Raw genomic sequence first — 11,782 nt, 5'->3', positions numbered from 1 at the left:
CACAAAGGAACAACAGGGGGTCGATTCGGGTAGATCCGTCCACACCGGACCAATGCCCGAAGTCACATGATCGCCACCCCAGTTTCGCCGACGCGAGGATCGGGTAACCCATCACCGTAGCGGCGAACTGGAAGGACTGATCATGGCCGAACTCACCCGCCTGCCAAACCCGGTGGCCGAGGCATGGGACTGGCAGATCCGCGGCGCCTGCCGAGGCCAGGACAGCCAGTACTTCTTCCACCCGGAACACGAACGCGGTGTCGCCCGCGCGACCAGGGAAAAACGTGCCAAGGAAATCTGCCAGACTTGCCCGGTGCTCGTCCAATGCCGGGAGCACGCCCTCACCGTGCGGGAACTGTACGGCATCTGGGGCGCCATGGGCGAAGGTGAGCGCCGCGAGGCACTCAACCACCGCAGACAGGCCCGCCGCACACGGGCAACTTCTTGACCGCGACCGGTGGAGCGCCGGCTCGCCGAAGAACAGGGGGCAAACGTTGCGCGGCGCGCCTCGGCCAACGACGCGGTGCGCGGCGTGAATTCGCTGCCGTATGAACGGTTACGCGTGGCCTTCGATCGCTGTCCAACGCGCGTTGGTCAAAGAACGGCTTTAGGCCGTGTCTCGAAGTCGTAGCCACTCGTTGATCGCTGCGACTGTGACGGTGGCCTCGTAGCGGACGGCGAGCTTGTCATACCTTGTCGCGACTGCACGGTTGCGTTTGAGTCGGTTGATCCCGCACTCCACGGCAACGTCAAGTCCGGCGGGTCCGCGCCTTCCTCGTGCTGGGTCAGGGTGCTGCCAACGGAAGGTCCATGATGCCGGTGGCTTGCGACCAGACACAACGCCACGTGCCGCTGGCATTGGTGTAGACGTCGGTGTGCCAGGCATCGTGCCGCGGGATGTCCGCGCCGTCGACGGTGAGTTCGATAACGCACCGGTAGCGGAGGACGACGACGTCGGTGCCGACGATGGCGTCCACGTCGCCGGTCAGCCCCAGTTCCCGGTAGGCGACCCGCCCGGTGGTGAGGAGATCCAGGTATTCGGCCTTCGTCCACACGGTGCCGGTCGGGTTGCACAACCGGTACTCCGCGGCGTGCAAGCGGTCGTAGGTGCCGCGATCCACGTCGAGGAGACATTGGATCCGATCCTGCTCAGCCATGATCACTTGGCTGGCCACATCGTCGGTCATACCCGCTCCTATTCACTCGTTCGGTTCTGGTCGGCGACATGTGCGCCTACAACCAGGTCAGAGGGCGTAGAGGTGGTCTCTCGCTGACGCCATCTGTGCCGGCGCCGAGCCCTTGAGCATGGCCGTCGGCTACACGGTATCGGGAGACCAGGAGTACGTCACGGCTCGCTGCTCGCCGAAGAGTGGGTAGGTGAACTGGTCTCCTTCTGTAGAGGTACTGCACCTCCGACGAATGGAAGACACCCACGACGCCACGTGCGCGCACGACCAGGAACGCGCGCTCCGCACGTTCGACGACATCGTGGGTTGGTTCACGCACGAAGGGGGTGTCGACCACGTGCCCGCTGCTCCAGCCGGTGCGAAAGCGGCCCGGGCGGCGAACGTTGAGCTGCCCGATGTCCGGCCGTACCCATGCGAAGGCTGGTGAGCGCGGGAAAGCCAGCTTGACCCGAGCTGCTGGTTGGCGACTTCTGTGCGTTCGGATCGGCCTGTGCCTCACGACAGAAGATGTCCGCGCCCACCACACCGATTCCGGGAAACTCCTGCAGTTCCCAACGGATGGACCGCAACCTGCGCAGATCGCCACGCCAACGGTCGAGCAACAGCTGCGCGCCCTCAGCCAGCCGAGTTGCCGTGCTTTTCGTCGTAACGCGCGTACCCACCTCGCCCCAATGCGTCGACCCGTTGCTGCCATGTGGAATCCGCCATGCGCCGCGGTGTGTACCAGCCTGCCGCGAACAGCTCGCGGGCCGTCGCGACAGCGATACCCGCACAGATCCGAGTCGACAACAACATCGACAACACCAGCCGCTGATACAGCGGGGATGGCTTGTCACGCAGGTGGATTCCGGCTTCCTCGGCGTAGGTCCGGCTACATGTCATCGAAACCGGCGTGACAATGTTGACGGGTCGGCATGGTGAACGTCTCGATGCACGGATCGCCGCGGCAGAAGCGGATGACTTCCGCAGTTGTTCGCGAATCGCGAGAGCTGTCAGTCGTCCGTCGCCGATGGCGAGACCCCGGTCACGGCGATCGCCCGTCCCGGCGGGAACACCGTGCTGAGGGTCCGCTTGTCGCCCTTGAGGTCTCCCAGGGACAGGGCCTGCTCGATCGTGAGCCCGCCTGCCGCGAGCCCGATGACGACCTCGGGCGCGGCGGTGAAGATCGTGTCAGGCTGCTGGTCGGGCCCGACGATCGCACTGGGGCCGTCCTCGTCGATGCGCAGGACTATGAGGAATCCGTCCGTCTCGACGCCGAGCTCCACCGGAGGAGTCGCGGTGATTCCCCGGAGCAGGCCGGGGAGGGCGAGCACCAGCCAGCGCGGCTGGAACGAATCGTCGTTGCGTCCTGTCATCACCAGCGGCGCGCCCCACCTGCCAAGCGCCTCCATCGGTTCTCGGAGTGCCGCACCCCACGGCGTCAGGGCGTAGAGGACTCCCGCATCGCCCAGCCGTCGCTGCACGATGCCGTTCGACTCCAGAGCCCGCAGCCGCTCCGCCAGGAGGTTGGTCGCGATCCCCCCGAGCGAGGTCTTCAGCTCGGTGTAGCGCATCGGGCCGGGGAGCAGCTCGCGCACAATCAGCAGGGTCCAGCGCTCGCCCACGATGTCCAGGGCGCGCGCGAGGGCACAGAACTGCCCGTAGGAGCGAGGGCTCTTCGAGTCATGCTGGACTTTGTCCATCGAGGTTGATTGTATCAACTGTGCAGACGGACGTCGAGCAGATGGCCATCTGGCTGGCCGCTGTTCCTGATGCAGCGGTCGAGATGAGCGAGTTGCCGTCCCGGTCCAAGGGGCGGCAACTCGCGGTGTGTCGGCGGCACGACTCAGTGGGTCGGATCCACGATCTCGACGTCGGGGAACCGGGGCGACGGACCGTCGAGCAGCGGCTCGTGGCGATGACGCAGAGTCAGGTCTGCCCACGCACCCAGGTAGGTGCGCATGAGCTGGACGGCCCGCTTGCCGGAGACCGGCGTGAGACCGCCCGACGGCGGCCGGGGCGGCAGGTTGAGCTGGTCGAGGATGACGCCGACATCACTGAAGAAGGCGTGTCCGATGCCCGGCATGTGCAGCCAGTGCTTGGTGCTCGTCAGATGGGCCCACGTCTGGTCCCAGTCGGGGATGGTGATGTTCCCAGGAACCCGGTCCTCCCCGCTGACCATCAGGAACGGGCGGGCCAGATCCTGGGTGATCGGCGGGAGGAACGTCCCGTCCATGTTGAAGCCGGCGTCCACCCGCGGGTCCGCGACCATGGTGTTGGCGGCGGCCGCCCCACCCAGCGAGTGCCCCCCGACGAGGATCTCGTGTCGGTCGATCATTCGCCCGTAGTGTTTGTCGGCGAGCAGGCTGTCCAGAACGAACGAGAGGTCCAGCGCCCGGCTGGCGGCGATCGCCGCGTCGCGCACCTCACCACGGCAAACCTGGCACTCGGCCACGTGGCCGCCGGGGAACGTGACCGCTGCCGCTTCGTAGGTGTGGTCGACGAGGGCCACGACATACCCATGGCTGGCCAAGTCCTCGCCCACCGTCGTGAGCGTCCAGCGGGGGAAGCCTTTGCCGGGCGACAACACGACGAGCGGCGACCGGCCGGGCAACGCGGGCGCGCCCACCCGCGCGTTGGTGCGGACGCGGGCCATCGTGTCGCCCGGTGCGCCGGAGGCTGGGAACAGGCCCAGCATCAGCCGGGACTCCGCCTCGCTGGCGTAGGGCGCCCGGTCACCGCGTGCCACGGTGGCCGGATACAGCATCGAGACCATCAACTCCCGTGGCCCGGTCGGCACCCACGGGTCGGTCCGCTTCTTGTCGACCAGGTGCAACGCCTGCCAGCCGACCGGATGCGGCCCGGTCGGTGCGGGCAGGACGACCGGATTGGGCGTTGTCGCGGAACCGGCCGGCCCGGCACTCGACGGCGCGGCACTGGCCGCCCCGGCGAACGCCATGGCCGCTGCCGAAGCGGCGAGCAACGGTACGAGCTTGTGGATCAATGCCCATCTCCCTCATCGTGACATCCACATCGGACACTCAGCACGTGAAACCCTTTACGTTTCTTCGGTTTTGACGATACGAGCAGGGCCCCGTCGCGACATTGGTCCGCCGTCGGGCCGGCACCCTGACTTTCGTCAGGGGCGCGCTGATCCGTGTCTCTTGTATCGTGGGCCGGGTGCGATACCGGCGGACGGATCTGTTCTGGGCGCCGGTGTTGGTCCTGTCGGCCGCGCTGTCCCTCGCGGCGGTGCTGATATTCGAGGACGGCGGCTGGCTGCTGATACCGGTAGCCATGCTCGCCTATCCAGCCGGCTGCCGGATCGCGTCGCTTTCGCTCGCGCTGTGGGTGTTCACCGCCGTGACGTTGGTCGGCCTCGCGTGGGCCTTCTGGCACCCGCCCGATCCGCTGACGAACCGGCTGTCGGCGGTGCTCGTCGAGTTCGCCGCCTCGGTGCTGCCCTGGTGGGTCGGCCGCTACCGCCGCTTGCGCGCCGAACAGCGCGAGCACGAACACGACATCGTCGCCGAGCGGGCCCAGCTGCACGAGCGGGCCAGGATCGCGCAGGACATGCACGACGTGCTCGGGCACGAGTTGGCCCTGATCGCGCTGCACGGCGGCGCGCTGGAGCTCGCGACCGGCCTCACCGACGAGCAGCGCCACACGGCGAGACAGCTACGCGCCGGCGCCACCCGCGCCACGTACCGGCTGCACGACATCGTGCGGGTGCTCGGCAGCACCGACGCCGCAGCCGGCCGACGACCAGCCGACGAAACCATCGACGACCTGGTCCAGCGGGCCGCCTCGGCCGGCATGCCAGTGCGCCTGCGGCGGGACGGCCCGGTTCCCCTGTGGTCACCGATGGTGAGCCAGGCAGCGCGCCGGGTGGTCCAGGAGTCGCTGACCAACGCCGCCCGGCACGCGCCCGGCGCGCCGGTGACCGTGCTGCTGTCCCGGCGCGACACCGACACCCGCGTCGAGATCGCGAACGACGCACCGACGCACCCCGGCGGCGACACGGGCAACGGGCAGGGACTGATCGGGTTGGACGAGCGGGTCCGGCTGGTCGGTGGCTGGCTGGCGGCAGGCGCCCGGTCGGACGGCGGCTGGACGGTGACCGCGCTGCTGCCCGACGACGCCGGACCACGCCACGATGCCGACAGCCGGCCCGATTTCGAGCTTCGGGTGAGCAAGCGACTGACCCGGCGCCGACTGCTCCAGACCGCCACGTTCCCCCTCGGCATCGGGCTGGCGATCATCGTGGTGATCGTCGTCATCGAGATACTCTCCCTGACGCGGACCGGGCTCGCGACCGACCGCTACGACCAACTGCGCCCGGGACAGCGTCGCGTGGACGTCGAGCGGCTGTTGCCGCCGCACGCCGTCGACCGGCCACGATCGGTGCGGGCGGAGCCGCCCCAACCGGCCGGCGCCGCGTGCGTCTACTACCACGCCGGCGACGGCCCGCTCACCGTCTCCGAGGACCTGTACCAGCTCTGTTTCGTCGACGGTGTCCTCGTCTCGAAGGACCGGTTGGGGCGGTGATCCGGGTGCTGGTGGCCGACGACGATGTCCTGGTCCGCGCCGCGGTCCGCGCGATCCTGGCCACCGACGGCGGCATCGAGGTCGTCGCCGAGGCGGCCGACGGGCATCAGGCCGTCGAGCAGGTGCGGGCGCACCACCCGGAGGTGGCGCTGGTGGACATCCGGATGCCCCGGCTCGACGGCCTCAGCGCGGCGGACGAGATCGCCACGGTCGCACCGGCGACAAAGGTCGTCATGCTGACCACGTTCGGCCAGGACGACTACATCGCGCGGGCACTCGGTGGCGGCGCAGCCGGCTTCTTGCTCAAGGCATCCGATCCGCGCGAACTGATCACCGCCGTACACGCCGTCGCCGACGGAGCGGCATTCCTGTCGCCCCTAATCGCACACCGCGTCATCCGCGACTACCGCGCCGCCGGAGCGTCGACGACCCGGGCACGGCAACGGATAGCGGCGCTGACCGAACGCGAACGCCGTGTCCTCGCCCTGCTTGGCGCCGGGCACTCCAACAGCGAGATCGCCGGCGCCCTTCACATCGTCGAAGGCACGGTGAAGGCCCACGTCAGCTCCATACTGGACAAACTCAACGCTCGCAACCGCGTCCAGGCCGCCATCCTCGCCTACGAGGCCGGGCTGACCTGATCCGTCCGCCACACCAGGTGAAACGGCATGACCCCCGTTGAGGTGATCCAGGTTGAGTCACTCGCCACCCACGTGAGCAGGTCGTGCGCCTATTCGCCCAGGCCGACCGGCCGCTGGCCGAGGGCAAGGACATCGCCGATGTCGGCCCGAAACTCCAAGCCAGCGAGCCCACGGACAACCGGTGGCGCAACCACGTCGATGACCTTCTCCACGAACAGCGGGTCGGTGGACAGCTTGAACTTGTCGGACCGGTGCGCCATCGACGTGCGTGACCAGTGGGTGGCGTTGCGGGGTGTCTGTTCCAGCGTGGCCACGACGACCTCCGCCACCTGGTCCAGGGAGATCGAGGGCGGCCGACCTGGCCGGTCACGTCTCACGTTCCTCACCGCTGAGGACCAAATCGACCTTCGACCAGAGACCCGAGAAAGACCCTTTGACCAGGTGTTTCACTTGGAACAGAGGGTCTTTCTCACCCCTCGGAACGACAGAGATCTGAACCTGCGCCCCGTTGACCTCATTCGACAGCGCATGGTGAAGGATGGGCCCTTCAATGCGCGTTGTTCGACAGGGGATGGTATGGAACTGCGCGAACTGCTGAGGAGCATCGCCGACGGCTACGACCGCGAACTAGGGCGAGGGCAGCCAGCGATGCGATTACTTGAATCCGCCAGCGAGCACATCGCCGACTACGTCCCGGTGACTCACCTCGCGAAGGGCAGCACAGGAGTAGGCGGTCTCCCGTTCGTGCCCTGGGTCGCCGTCTTTGATCCTGACGAGACCGACACCGCTCAGCGCGGCATGTACGTGGTCTACCTCTTCGCGGCAGACGGAACGCGATTATATCTGAGTCTTAACCAGGGCAGTGACGACCTCAGAAACAAACGAGGCAAGGCGAGAAACGCGGCACTTTCGGTTCCCCAGCTGCTCAGGACCCAAGCCTCAGCGATTCGCGACCGGTTAGCACTCTCCGACCAAACAGGGTGGCTCGACGGCATCGACCTCCGTGCACCCCGCGACAAACAGCGACCGCGGAACTACGAAGCAGGAAACATCATCGCGAAGGCCTACGACACGAAGGCCCTTCCTGAAGACAGCAAGCTACGAACCGACCTTGACAGCTTCCTAGACCTCTACGCCGTCGCCCTCGACGTCCGACAACAGCTTGCCCTCACCGAACCGGGAGTCATCGCCTCGCCACAGCGACATCCGAGAACCGGTAGGTCCGAGGAATTCAAACCGACGGACGGCCGCGACTACTACGTGAAGATCCGCGCGCGAGACGAGCGGCGCAGCCGCAAGCACGTTCCGCTGATAGCTGCATTCGCGGAACATCTCACGGACATCGGCTACAAGCCGAGCAACCAGGGGATTCACCCACGCGACCTCACCGCCACGAAGGACGGGCAACACTGGCTCATCGAGGTGAAGGTGGTAAGACGAGGCGATGGCCAGCAGGCTTCAAGAGAAGCAGTCGCGCAACTCTTGGAGTACAGACGTTTCTGCTACCCGGATGAGGATCAGCTACATGTTCGGATGCTGGCCGTCTTCAGTGAGAGTATCGGGCCCGCCTTCGTCGCACACCTCGAATCCCTCAGCATCGCCAGCATGTGGGCACAGGAGAAGCGTTGGCTAGGGTCTCCATCCGCCTTGGCCGCCGGCCTGTGCTCCTGATTCGCCACTGTCGAAGCAGACCGCAACCGAGGGCTGACTCCTGCACCTGGCGAACCCCAAGACGCTTAGTGGCGTCTCGATCACGCCATTCAGGCCACGGTCTCCCAGCCGCCGCGCCACCCTGACCACCGCGTTGGGAACGGACACCAGAAGAGCGAACGCCGCCCGTGACTGGCACAAAGCGGAAGCCGTAGTCGCTCAGTTTGTCATTCACACTCGTGTGAGACGACGACAAGATCAAGGAGCATGATCGTCGCATGATACTAGAAGAGCCCGCTGACCATGTGTCCGTTCAGGACAGTTGACGTCAGCTGACAGTAGGTCAGTGTGCGTTCACCGCTCCAGTTTCGCTCCTGCTCCAGCCTTCATGCGGGCCGCGCAGTCGGCCGATACATCATTCTTGACCGGTCGCACCGGTCGGCCGACGAGCCCACCAACCAAAGCACACACCCTTTGCCAGAACCGAGCGCGTTGCCAACGTCCGCTTCTGCCGATTTCAGAGCGTCCCGGCTTCGGTCTGGTCATTGTGCCCGGTGAACAGTGAGTAGCCAGGCTCGATCCGGTTGACTGACAGATCGGAGAAGACAAGCGAGATGCTGTGGCCGTTGGTCTCGATCACCGCCTCGTGGAACGGCAACCCCACTCGCGCGGACCAGGCGTCGGTCTCCGCCGTGCCGGGCAGCAGCTTCATCCCTGGGTAGAGCGCCTGCCACCGAACGCCCCAGACGTAGCCGTCGAGGTCGTGACCCTGCTCGAAGTCGATCAACCTATCGTCCAGCGACCGACGCCACACCTCCGGAGACACCGTCGAGGTCACCGAGGCACGGACGCAGTACTTGAAGCGGTAACGCAGGTACTCCGGCGAGATCCCGGTGCGGGGATCAGCAGTCGCGTAAACGAAGACGTCGTAATCGCGCATGTAGTCGGCGAAGCCATGGAAGACGAGCGCTTGGTCGAAGACGTCTTCGAACGCGTCACTGATCCGGTGAACATCCACACGAGGCATCCTGCCCCACCCACCACGATAGACATCCGCTGAGCGACAGTCCGTGCAAGCACGCCCATGCCGAACAGTGTGGGTTCATTCTGGGGGTTGCGGGCCTTGGGAGGGCTCTATCTCAAGTCGGGTGGTTACGCCGCCGGTGATCTGGTGGCGCTGGGTGATGGTGTGGTCGAGCTGCTGGGCCAGGCGCGGGATGGTGGTCGAGGTCAGGTAGGTCTCGGCGCCCGCGTCGAGCATGCGGCGGACCGGGCCGCGGTAGCTGACTCCGAGGGTGTCGTCCTCGATCTCGGCGATGATGACGCGGGCCTTCGGGAACATCGACCGGAGGCCTCCGATCAACTGCGGGCTGGCCGGCGGCGCCAGCAGCACATCGGCTGTCGTCGGCGCCGTGTGCAGGTCCAGCACGATGTAATCCGCACCGAGCTGGGCGGACAATGCTGTTCTGGCCGAGGTCGACAGCTTCATCGCGGTGGCGACCACTGTCACGTTGTCGTAGTCCATCACTGGTTGTTCGGCCGCCTCGTCTGGTGAGCCGGGCTCGATGATGGCTCCGTCCAGCGCGCCGCGCGTGCTGGAGATCACCGCGACCGGGTCGCCGTCCCGCATGATGACCAGGTCCTCGCCGGGCCTGAGGGCGTCGATGAGTTCCACGACGTCATCAGGCAGGCGCGACACGTCGATCCGCCACGTCGGCACGGTGCGTTCGTCGGTCATGAGGCGCGGAACCAGCGCAAGGTGGCGGCGGTGAGAGTCTGCTGGGCGTCGTGGGCCTGGCCGGTGTCGACCTCTCCCTCGGTGGACAAAGTCGGCAATGTCGTCATGGAACTCTCCCGCACTGGCCGGATCACTGTCTGACGCTCGTCTCTGCGGCAGACGGCATCCGTCAAGACGCTCGGCGGCAGTGCCGGGTTGCCTGGGGGCAAAGTAACCGCTGGTGGACATGAGCACTCCGGGTAGGCGACAGTGGCGCGATGGGGAGACGGTGGGTTCGTCGTCATAGGGTCCTGTGAGCCGGACGTCGCCGTTGCGGCGGTTGCCTGGATACGGCCGGTTCTGGGCCGCGTCGACCGTGTCGTCCTTCGGCACGCCCGTCACCGCGTTCGCCCTGCAGATCATCGCGTTGGAGACGTTGCACGCCAGTACCGCCCAGCTTGGTCTGCTGAACGCGGCGCGCTGGGCGCCGTACCTGCTACTGGGTCTGGTTGCCGGGGTGCTGGTGGATCGGTATCGGCGCAAGCCGGTCCTGGTGGCGACCGATCTCGGCCGGGCCGCGCTGCTGTGCGTGCTCCCGGTGCTGGCGTTCGCGGACCTGTTGACCATGCCGGCGCTTGCGGTGGTCGTGTTCGCGTTCGGGGCGTTGTCACTGCTGTTCGACGCGGCCGACCAGTCGTTCCTGCCCCGGCTCGTGCCCCAGGAGTTGCTCACCACCGCCAACGCCCGGCTGGAGCAGTCCGATGCCGCCGCCCAGACCACCGGCCCCATCCTGGCCGGCGGACTGATCAAGCTGGTCGGTGCGCCGGTGGCGATCCTGCTGGACGCGGTCTCCTACCTGGTCTCCGGCCTGCTGCTGGCGTCGATCCCGGTGACCGAACCGGCACCCCGCCACCGCGAACGCAGGCCGATCTGGGCGGAACTGCGTGAGGGCCTGACCTACGTCTATCGGCATCGGATGCTGGCCCCGGCGGCGCTGTCCGGCCATCTGTGGTTCCTGGCCAATAGCATGCTCGGCACCGTCTACCTCGCCTACGGCCTGCGTGAACTGCGGCTCGGGGCGTTCTGGCTGGGCGTGACCCTGGCCAGCGCAAGTGTCGGCGCCGTGCTCGGTGGGACGTGTGCGCAGTGGGCCGGGCGACGGTTGGGCGCGGGCCGCGTGAGCATCGTGGCGCATATCGTGATGCCAGTGGCCTGGGTGTTGGTCCCACTCGCCCGCTCCGGTCCCGCGGCAGTGGCCCTGCTCGCCGCGGCCCAGTTCATCACCTGGGCGACGATGGGCGCCGCCAGCCCGAACGAGATGGCCTACCGGCAATCAGTGACCCCCGACCGCCTGCAAGGCCGGATGAACACCACCATTCGCTCGCTCAACCGCGGCATGATCGTCGTCGGTGCGCCGTTGGGTGGGATCCTCGCCGACACCGCCGGCTACCGCACCGCGTTGTGGACCGGTATCGCCGGACTGCTCGGCGCGGCCCTCATCCTGATCTGCTCCCCGTTCCGACACGCCCAGGTCCAGACCACCTCGGCGAGCACGGTTCGCCCGCTGGGAAACGATGATTGTTAGCGTGGGAATGTTCCGCGGACATCGCATATGTGCGCATCAAGCACCGTCGTTCCATCGGCACGACCTCGAAGGGAACTGGAATGGGGGCGTGGCCGCTGACCGGCCGGGACGGTGAACTGGCTGAGTTGACGCGGCTCTGGTCAGCGGGCCGAGGGCTGGTGATCGTCGGCGACCCAGGCGTCGGCAAGACGCGGCTGGCTGAGGAGTTCCTGGCGACCTTGGCTGGGGGCCACCAGGTCGGTCGGATGACGGGATCCGTTGCCACGGCCGGCATTCCGCTCGGTGCGGTGGCTGCGCTCGTTCCGGAGGGGGTCGAGTTCTCCGATGCGGTGTGGTGCTTCGCGGCGGTCGCCACCGGTCTCAACAACGGCGACTGGGTGTTCCTCGTGGACGACCTGCACCTGTTGGACCTGGCCGAACTCGATCCGACGGCAACCGGCGCCCTCCTGGAGACCGCGCTGGACGGCCCAGTCGA

Annotated in this window: 13 protein-coding genes and 2 pseudogenes; 7 read left to right on the top strand and 8 right to left on the bottom strand. The window is 67.0% G+C overall.

Annotation, left to right across the window (positions count from 1 at the left end; genetic code table 11):
* The first annotated feature begins 142 nt into the window (after window positions 1–142).
* Entirely contained in the window at window positions 143–448 is a 306-nt protein-coding gene (locus EV192_RS19840; RefSeq protein WP_132117424.1) for a WhiB family transcriptional regulator, read from the top strand.
* Between the two features lie 159 nt (window positions 449–607).
* On the opposite strand, the pseudogene EV192_RS55900 reads toward EV192_RS19840, so the two are convergent.
* Together EV192_RS55900 and EV192_RS19830 are read right to left on the bottom strand one after the other, a co-directional pair.
* A pseudogene (locus EV192_RS55900) lies at window positions 608–742 on the bottom strand (IS5/IS1182 family transposase); the annotation flags it as partial.
* Between the two features lie 43 nt (window positions 743–785).
* Window positions 786–1,187 carry a nuclear transport factor 2 family protein gene (locus tag EV192_RS19830; RefSeq protein WP_132117422.1) on the bottom strand — a complete coding sequence of 134 codons (402 nt, stop codon included), beginning with the start codon at window positions 1,185–1,187 and terminating at the stop codon, window positions 786–788.
* A gap of 232 nt (window positions 1,188–1,419) precedes the next feature.
* On the opposite strand from EV192_RS19830, the gene EV192_RS53950 reads away from it, so the two are divergent.
* Window positions 1,420–1,614: a hypothetical protein gene (locus EV192_RS53950; RefSeq protein WP_165960458.1), complete on the top strand. Its 195-nt coding sequence runs from the start codon at window positions 1,420–1,422 to the stop codon at window positions 1,612–1,614.
* Window positions 1,615–1,802: 188 nt separating this feature from the next.
* Here the strand turns inward: EV192_RS53950 and EV192_RS19825 are convergent, their stop codons facing one another.
* The 3 genes from EV192_RS19825 to EV192_RS19815 form a co-directional block, all read right to left on the bottom strand.
* On the bottom strand, window positions 1,803–2,069 hold the full coding sequence (locus EV192_RS19825) for a hypothetical protein (RefSeq protein WP_207926142.1): 267 nt from the start codon (window positions 2,067–2,069) through the stop codon (window positions 1,803–1,805).
* A gap of 110 nt (window positions 2,070–2,179) precedes the next feature.
* Window positions 2,180–2,869, bottom strand: coding sequence for a winged helix-turn-helix transcriptional regulator (locus EV192_RS19820; RefSeq protein WP_132117420.1), 690 nt, complete (start codon window positions 2,867–2,869; stop codon window positions 2,180–2,182).
* Between the two features lie 143 nt (window positions 2,870–3,012).
* Entirely contained in the window at window positions 3,013–4,170 is a 1,158-nt protein-coding gene (locus EV192_RS19815; RefSeq protein WP_243726952.1) for an alpha/beta hydrolase family protein, read from the bottom strand.
* A 176-nt stretch (window positions 4,171–4,346) separates the two neighbouring features.
* Here EV192_RS19815 and EV192_RS19810 point away from each other — a divergent pair, with 176 nt between their 5' ends.
* Both EV192_RS19810 and EV192_RS19805 read left to right on the top strand, forming a co-directional pair.
* Window positions 4,347–5,714: a sensor histidine kinase gene (locus EV192_RS19810; RefSeq protein WP_132117418.1), complete on the top strand. Its 1,368-nt coding sequence runs from the start codon at window positions 4,347–4,349 to the stop codon at window positions 5,712–5,714.
* A complete protein-coding gene (locus EV192_RS19805) occupies window positions 5,711–6,355 on the top strand; it encodes a response regulator (RefSeq protein ID WP_132117416.1) in 645 nt (214 codons plus the stop codon). The genes EV192_RS19810 and EV192_RS19805 overlap by 4 nt, the downstream gene beginning before the upstream one ends.
* 89 nt (window positions 6,356–6,444) lie before the next feature.
* Here the strand turns inward: EV192_RS19805 and EV192_RS57430 are convergent, their stop codons facing one another.
* Complete coding sequence (locus tag EV192_RS57430; RefSeq protein ID WP_424923366.1) at window positions 6,445–6,732, bottom strand: hypothetical protein; 288 nt, start codon at window positions 6,730–6,732, stop codon at window positions 6,445–6,447.
* 199 nt (window positions 6,733–6,931) lie between these two features.
* Here EV192_RS57430 and EV192_RS19795 point away from each other — a divergent pair, with 199 nt between their 5' ends.
* Complete coding sequence (locus EV192_RS19795; RefSeq protein ID WP_165960493.1) at window positions 6,932–8,026, top strand: MrcB family domain-containing protein; 1,095 nt, start codon at window positions 6,932–6,934, stop codon at window positions 8,024–8,026.
* A 496-nt stretch (window positions 8,027–8,522) separates the two neighbouring features.
* Here EV192_RS19795 and EV192_RS19790 read toward each other — a convergent pair whose 3' ends face one another.
* Both EV192_RS19790 and EV192_RS19785 read right to left on the bottom strand, forming a co-directional pair.
* Window positions 8,523–9,023, bottom strand: coding sequence for a YxiG-like protein (locus tag EV192_RS19790; protein WP_207926141.1), 501 nt, complete (start codon window positions 9,021–9,023; stop codon window positions 8,523–8,525).
* Window positions 9,024–9,107: 84 nt separating this feature from the next.
* The gene (locus EV192_RS19785; RefSeq protein WP_132117410.1) at window positions 9,108–9,743 is read right to left on the bottom strand and encodes a hypothetical protein; all 636 of its coding nucleotides are present in this window, start codon (window positions 9,741–9,743) and stop codon (window positions 9,108–9,110) included.
* A 292-nt stretch (window positions 9,744–10,035) separates the two neighbouring features.
* On the opposite strand from EV192_RS19785, the gene EV192_RS19780 reads away from it, so the two are divergent.
* Window positions 10,036–11,307, top strand: a complete 1,272-nt coding sequence (locus EV192_RS19780; protein WP_132117408.1) for an MFS transporter — start codon at window positions 10,036–10,038, stop codon at window positions 11,305–11,307.
* A gap of 80 nt (window positions 11,308–11,387) precedes the next feature.
* Window positions 11,388–11,549: pseudogene (locus EV192_RS57425) on the top strand (ATP-binding protein); the annotation flags it as partial.
* Window positions 11,550–11,782: the final 233 nt, after the last annotated feature.

Origin of the sequence: Actinocrispum wychmicini (assembly GCF_004345645.1) — a bacterium.
Lineage (GTDB): Bacteria > Actinomycetota > Actinomycetes > Mycobacteriales > Pseudonocardiaceae > Kibdelosporangium > Kibdelosporangium wychmicini.
The sequence above is the reverse complement of the archived record's forward strand: the minus strand, read 5'-3'. Positions and strand labels throughout refer to the sequence as shown.

What these genes read in the sequence shown, in the direction of transcription:
- EV192_RS19840 (WP_132117424.1), top strand. Translation starts at nt 143, where the DNA reads ATGGCCGAACTCACCCGCCTGCCAAACCCGGTGGCCGAGGCATGGGAC.
- EV192_RS19830 (WP_132117422.1), bottom strand. Translation starts at nt 1,187, where the DNA reads ATGACCGACGATGTGGCCAGCCAAGTGATCATGGCTGAGCAGGATCGG.
- EV192_RS53950 (WP_165960458.1), top strand. Translation starts at nt 1,420, where the DNA reads ATGGAAGACACCCACGACGCCACGTGCGCGCACGACCAGGAACGCGCG.
- EV192_RS19825 (WP_207926142.1), bottom strand. Translation starts at nt 2,069, where the DNA reads ATGACATGTAGCCGGACCTACGCCGAGGAAGCCGGAATCCACCTGCGT.
- EV192_RS19820 (WP_132117420.1), bottom strand. Translation starts at nt 2,869, where the DNA reads ATGGACAAAGTCCAGCATGACTCGAAGAGCCCTCGCTCCTACGGGCAG.
- EV192_RS19795 (WP_165960493.1), top strand. Translation starts at nt 6,932, where the DNA reads ATGGAACTGCGCGAACTGCTGAGGAGCATCGCCGACGGCTACGACCGC.
- EV192_RS19785 (WP_132117410.1), bottom strand. Translation starts at nt 9,743, where the DNA reads ATGACCGACGAACGCACCGTGCCGACGTGGCGGATCGACGTGTCGCGC.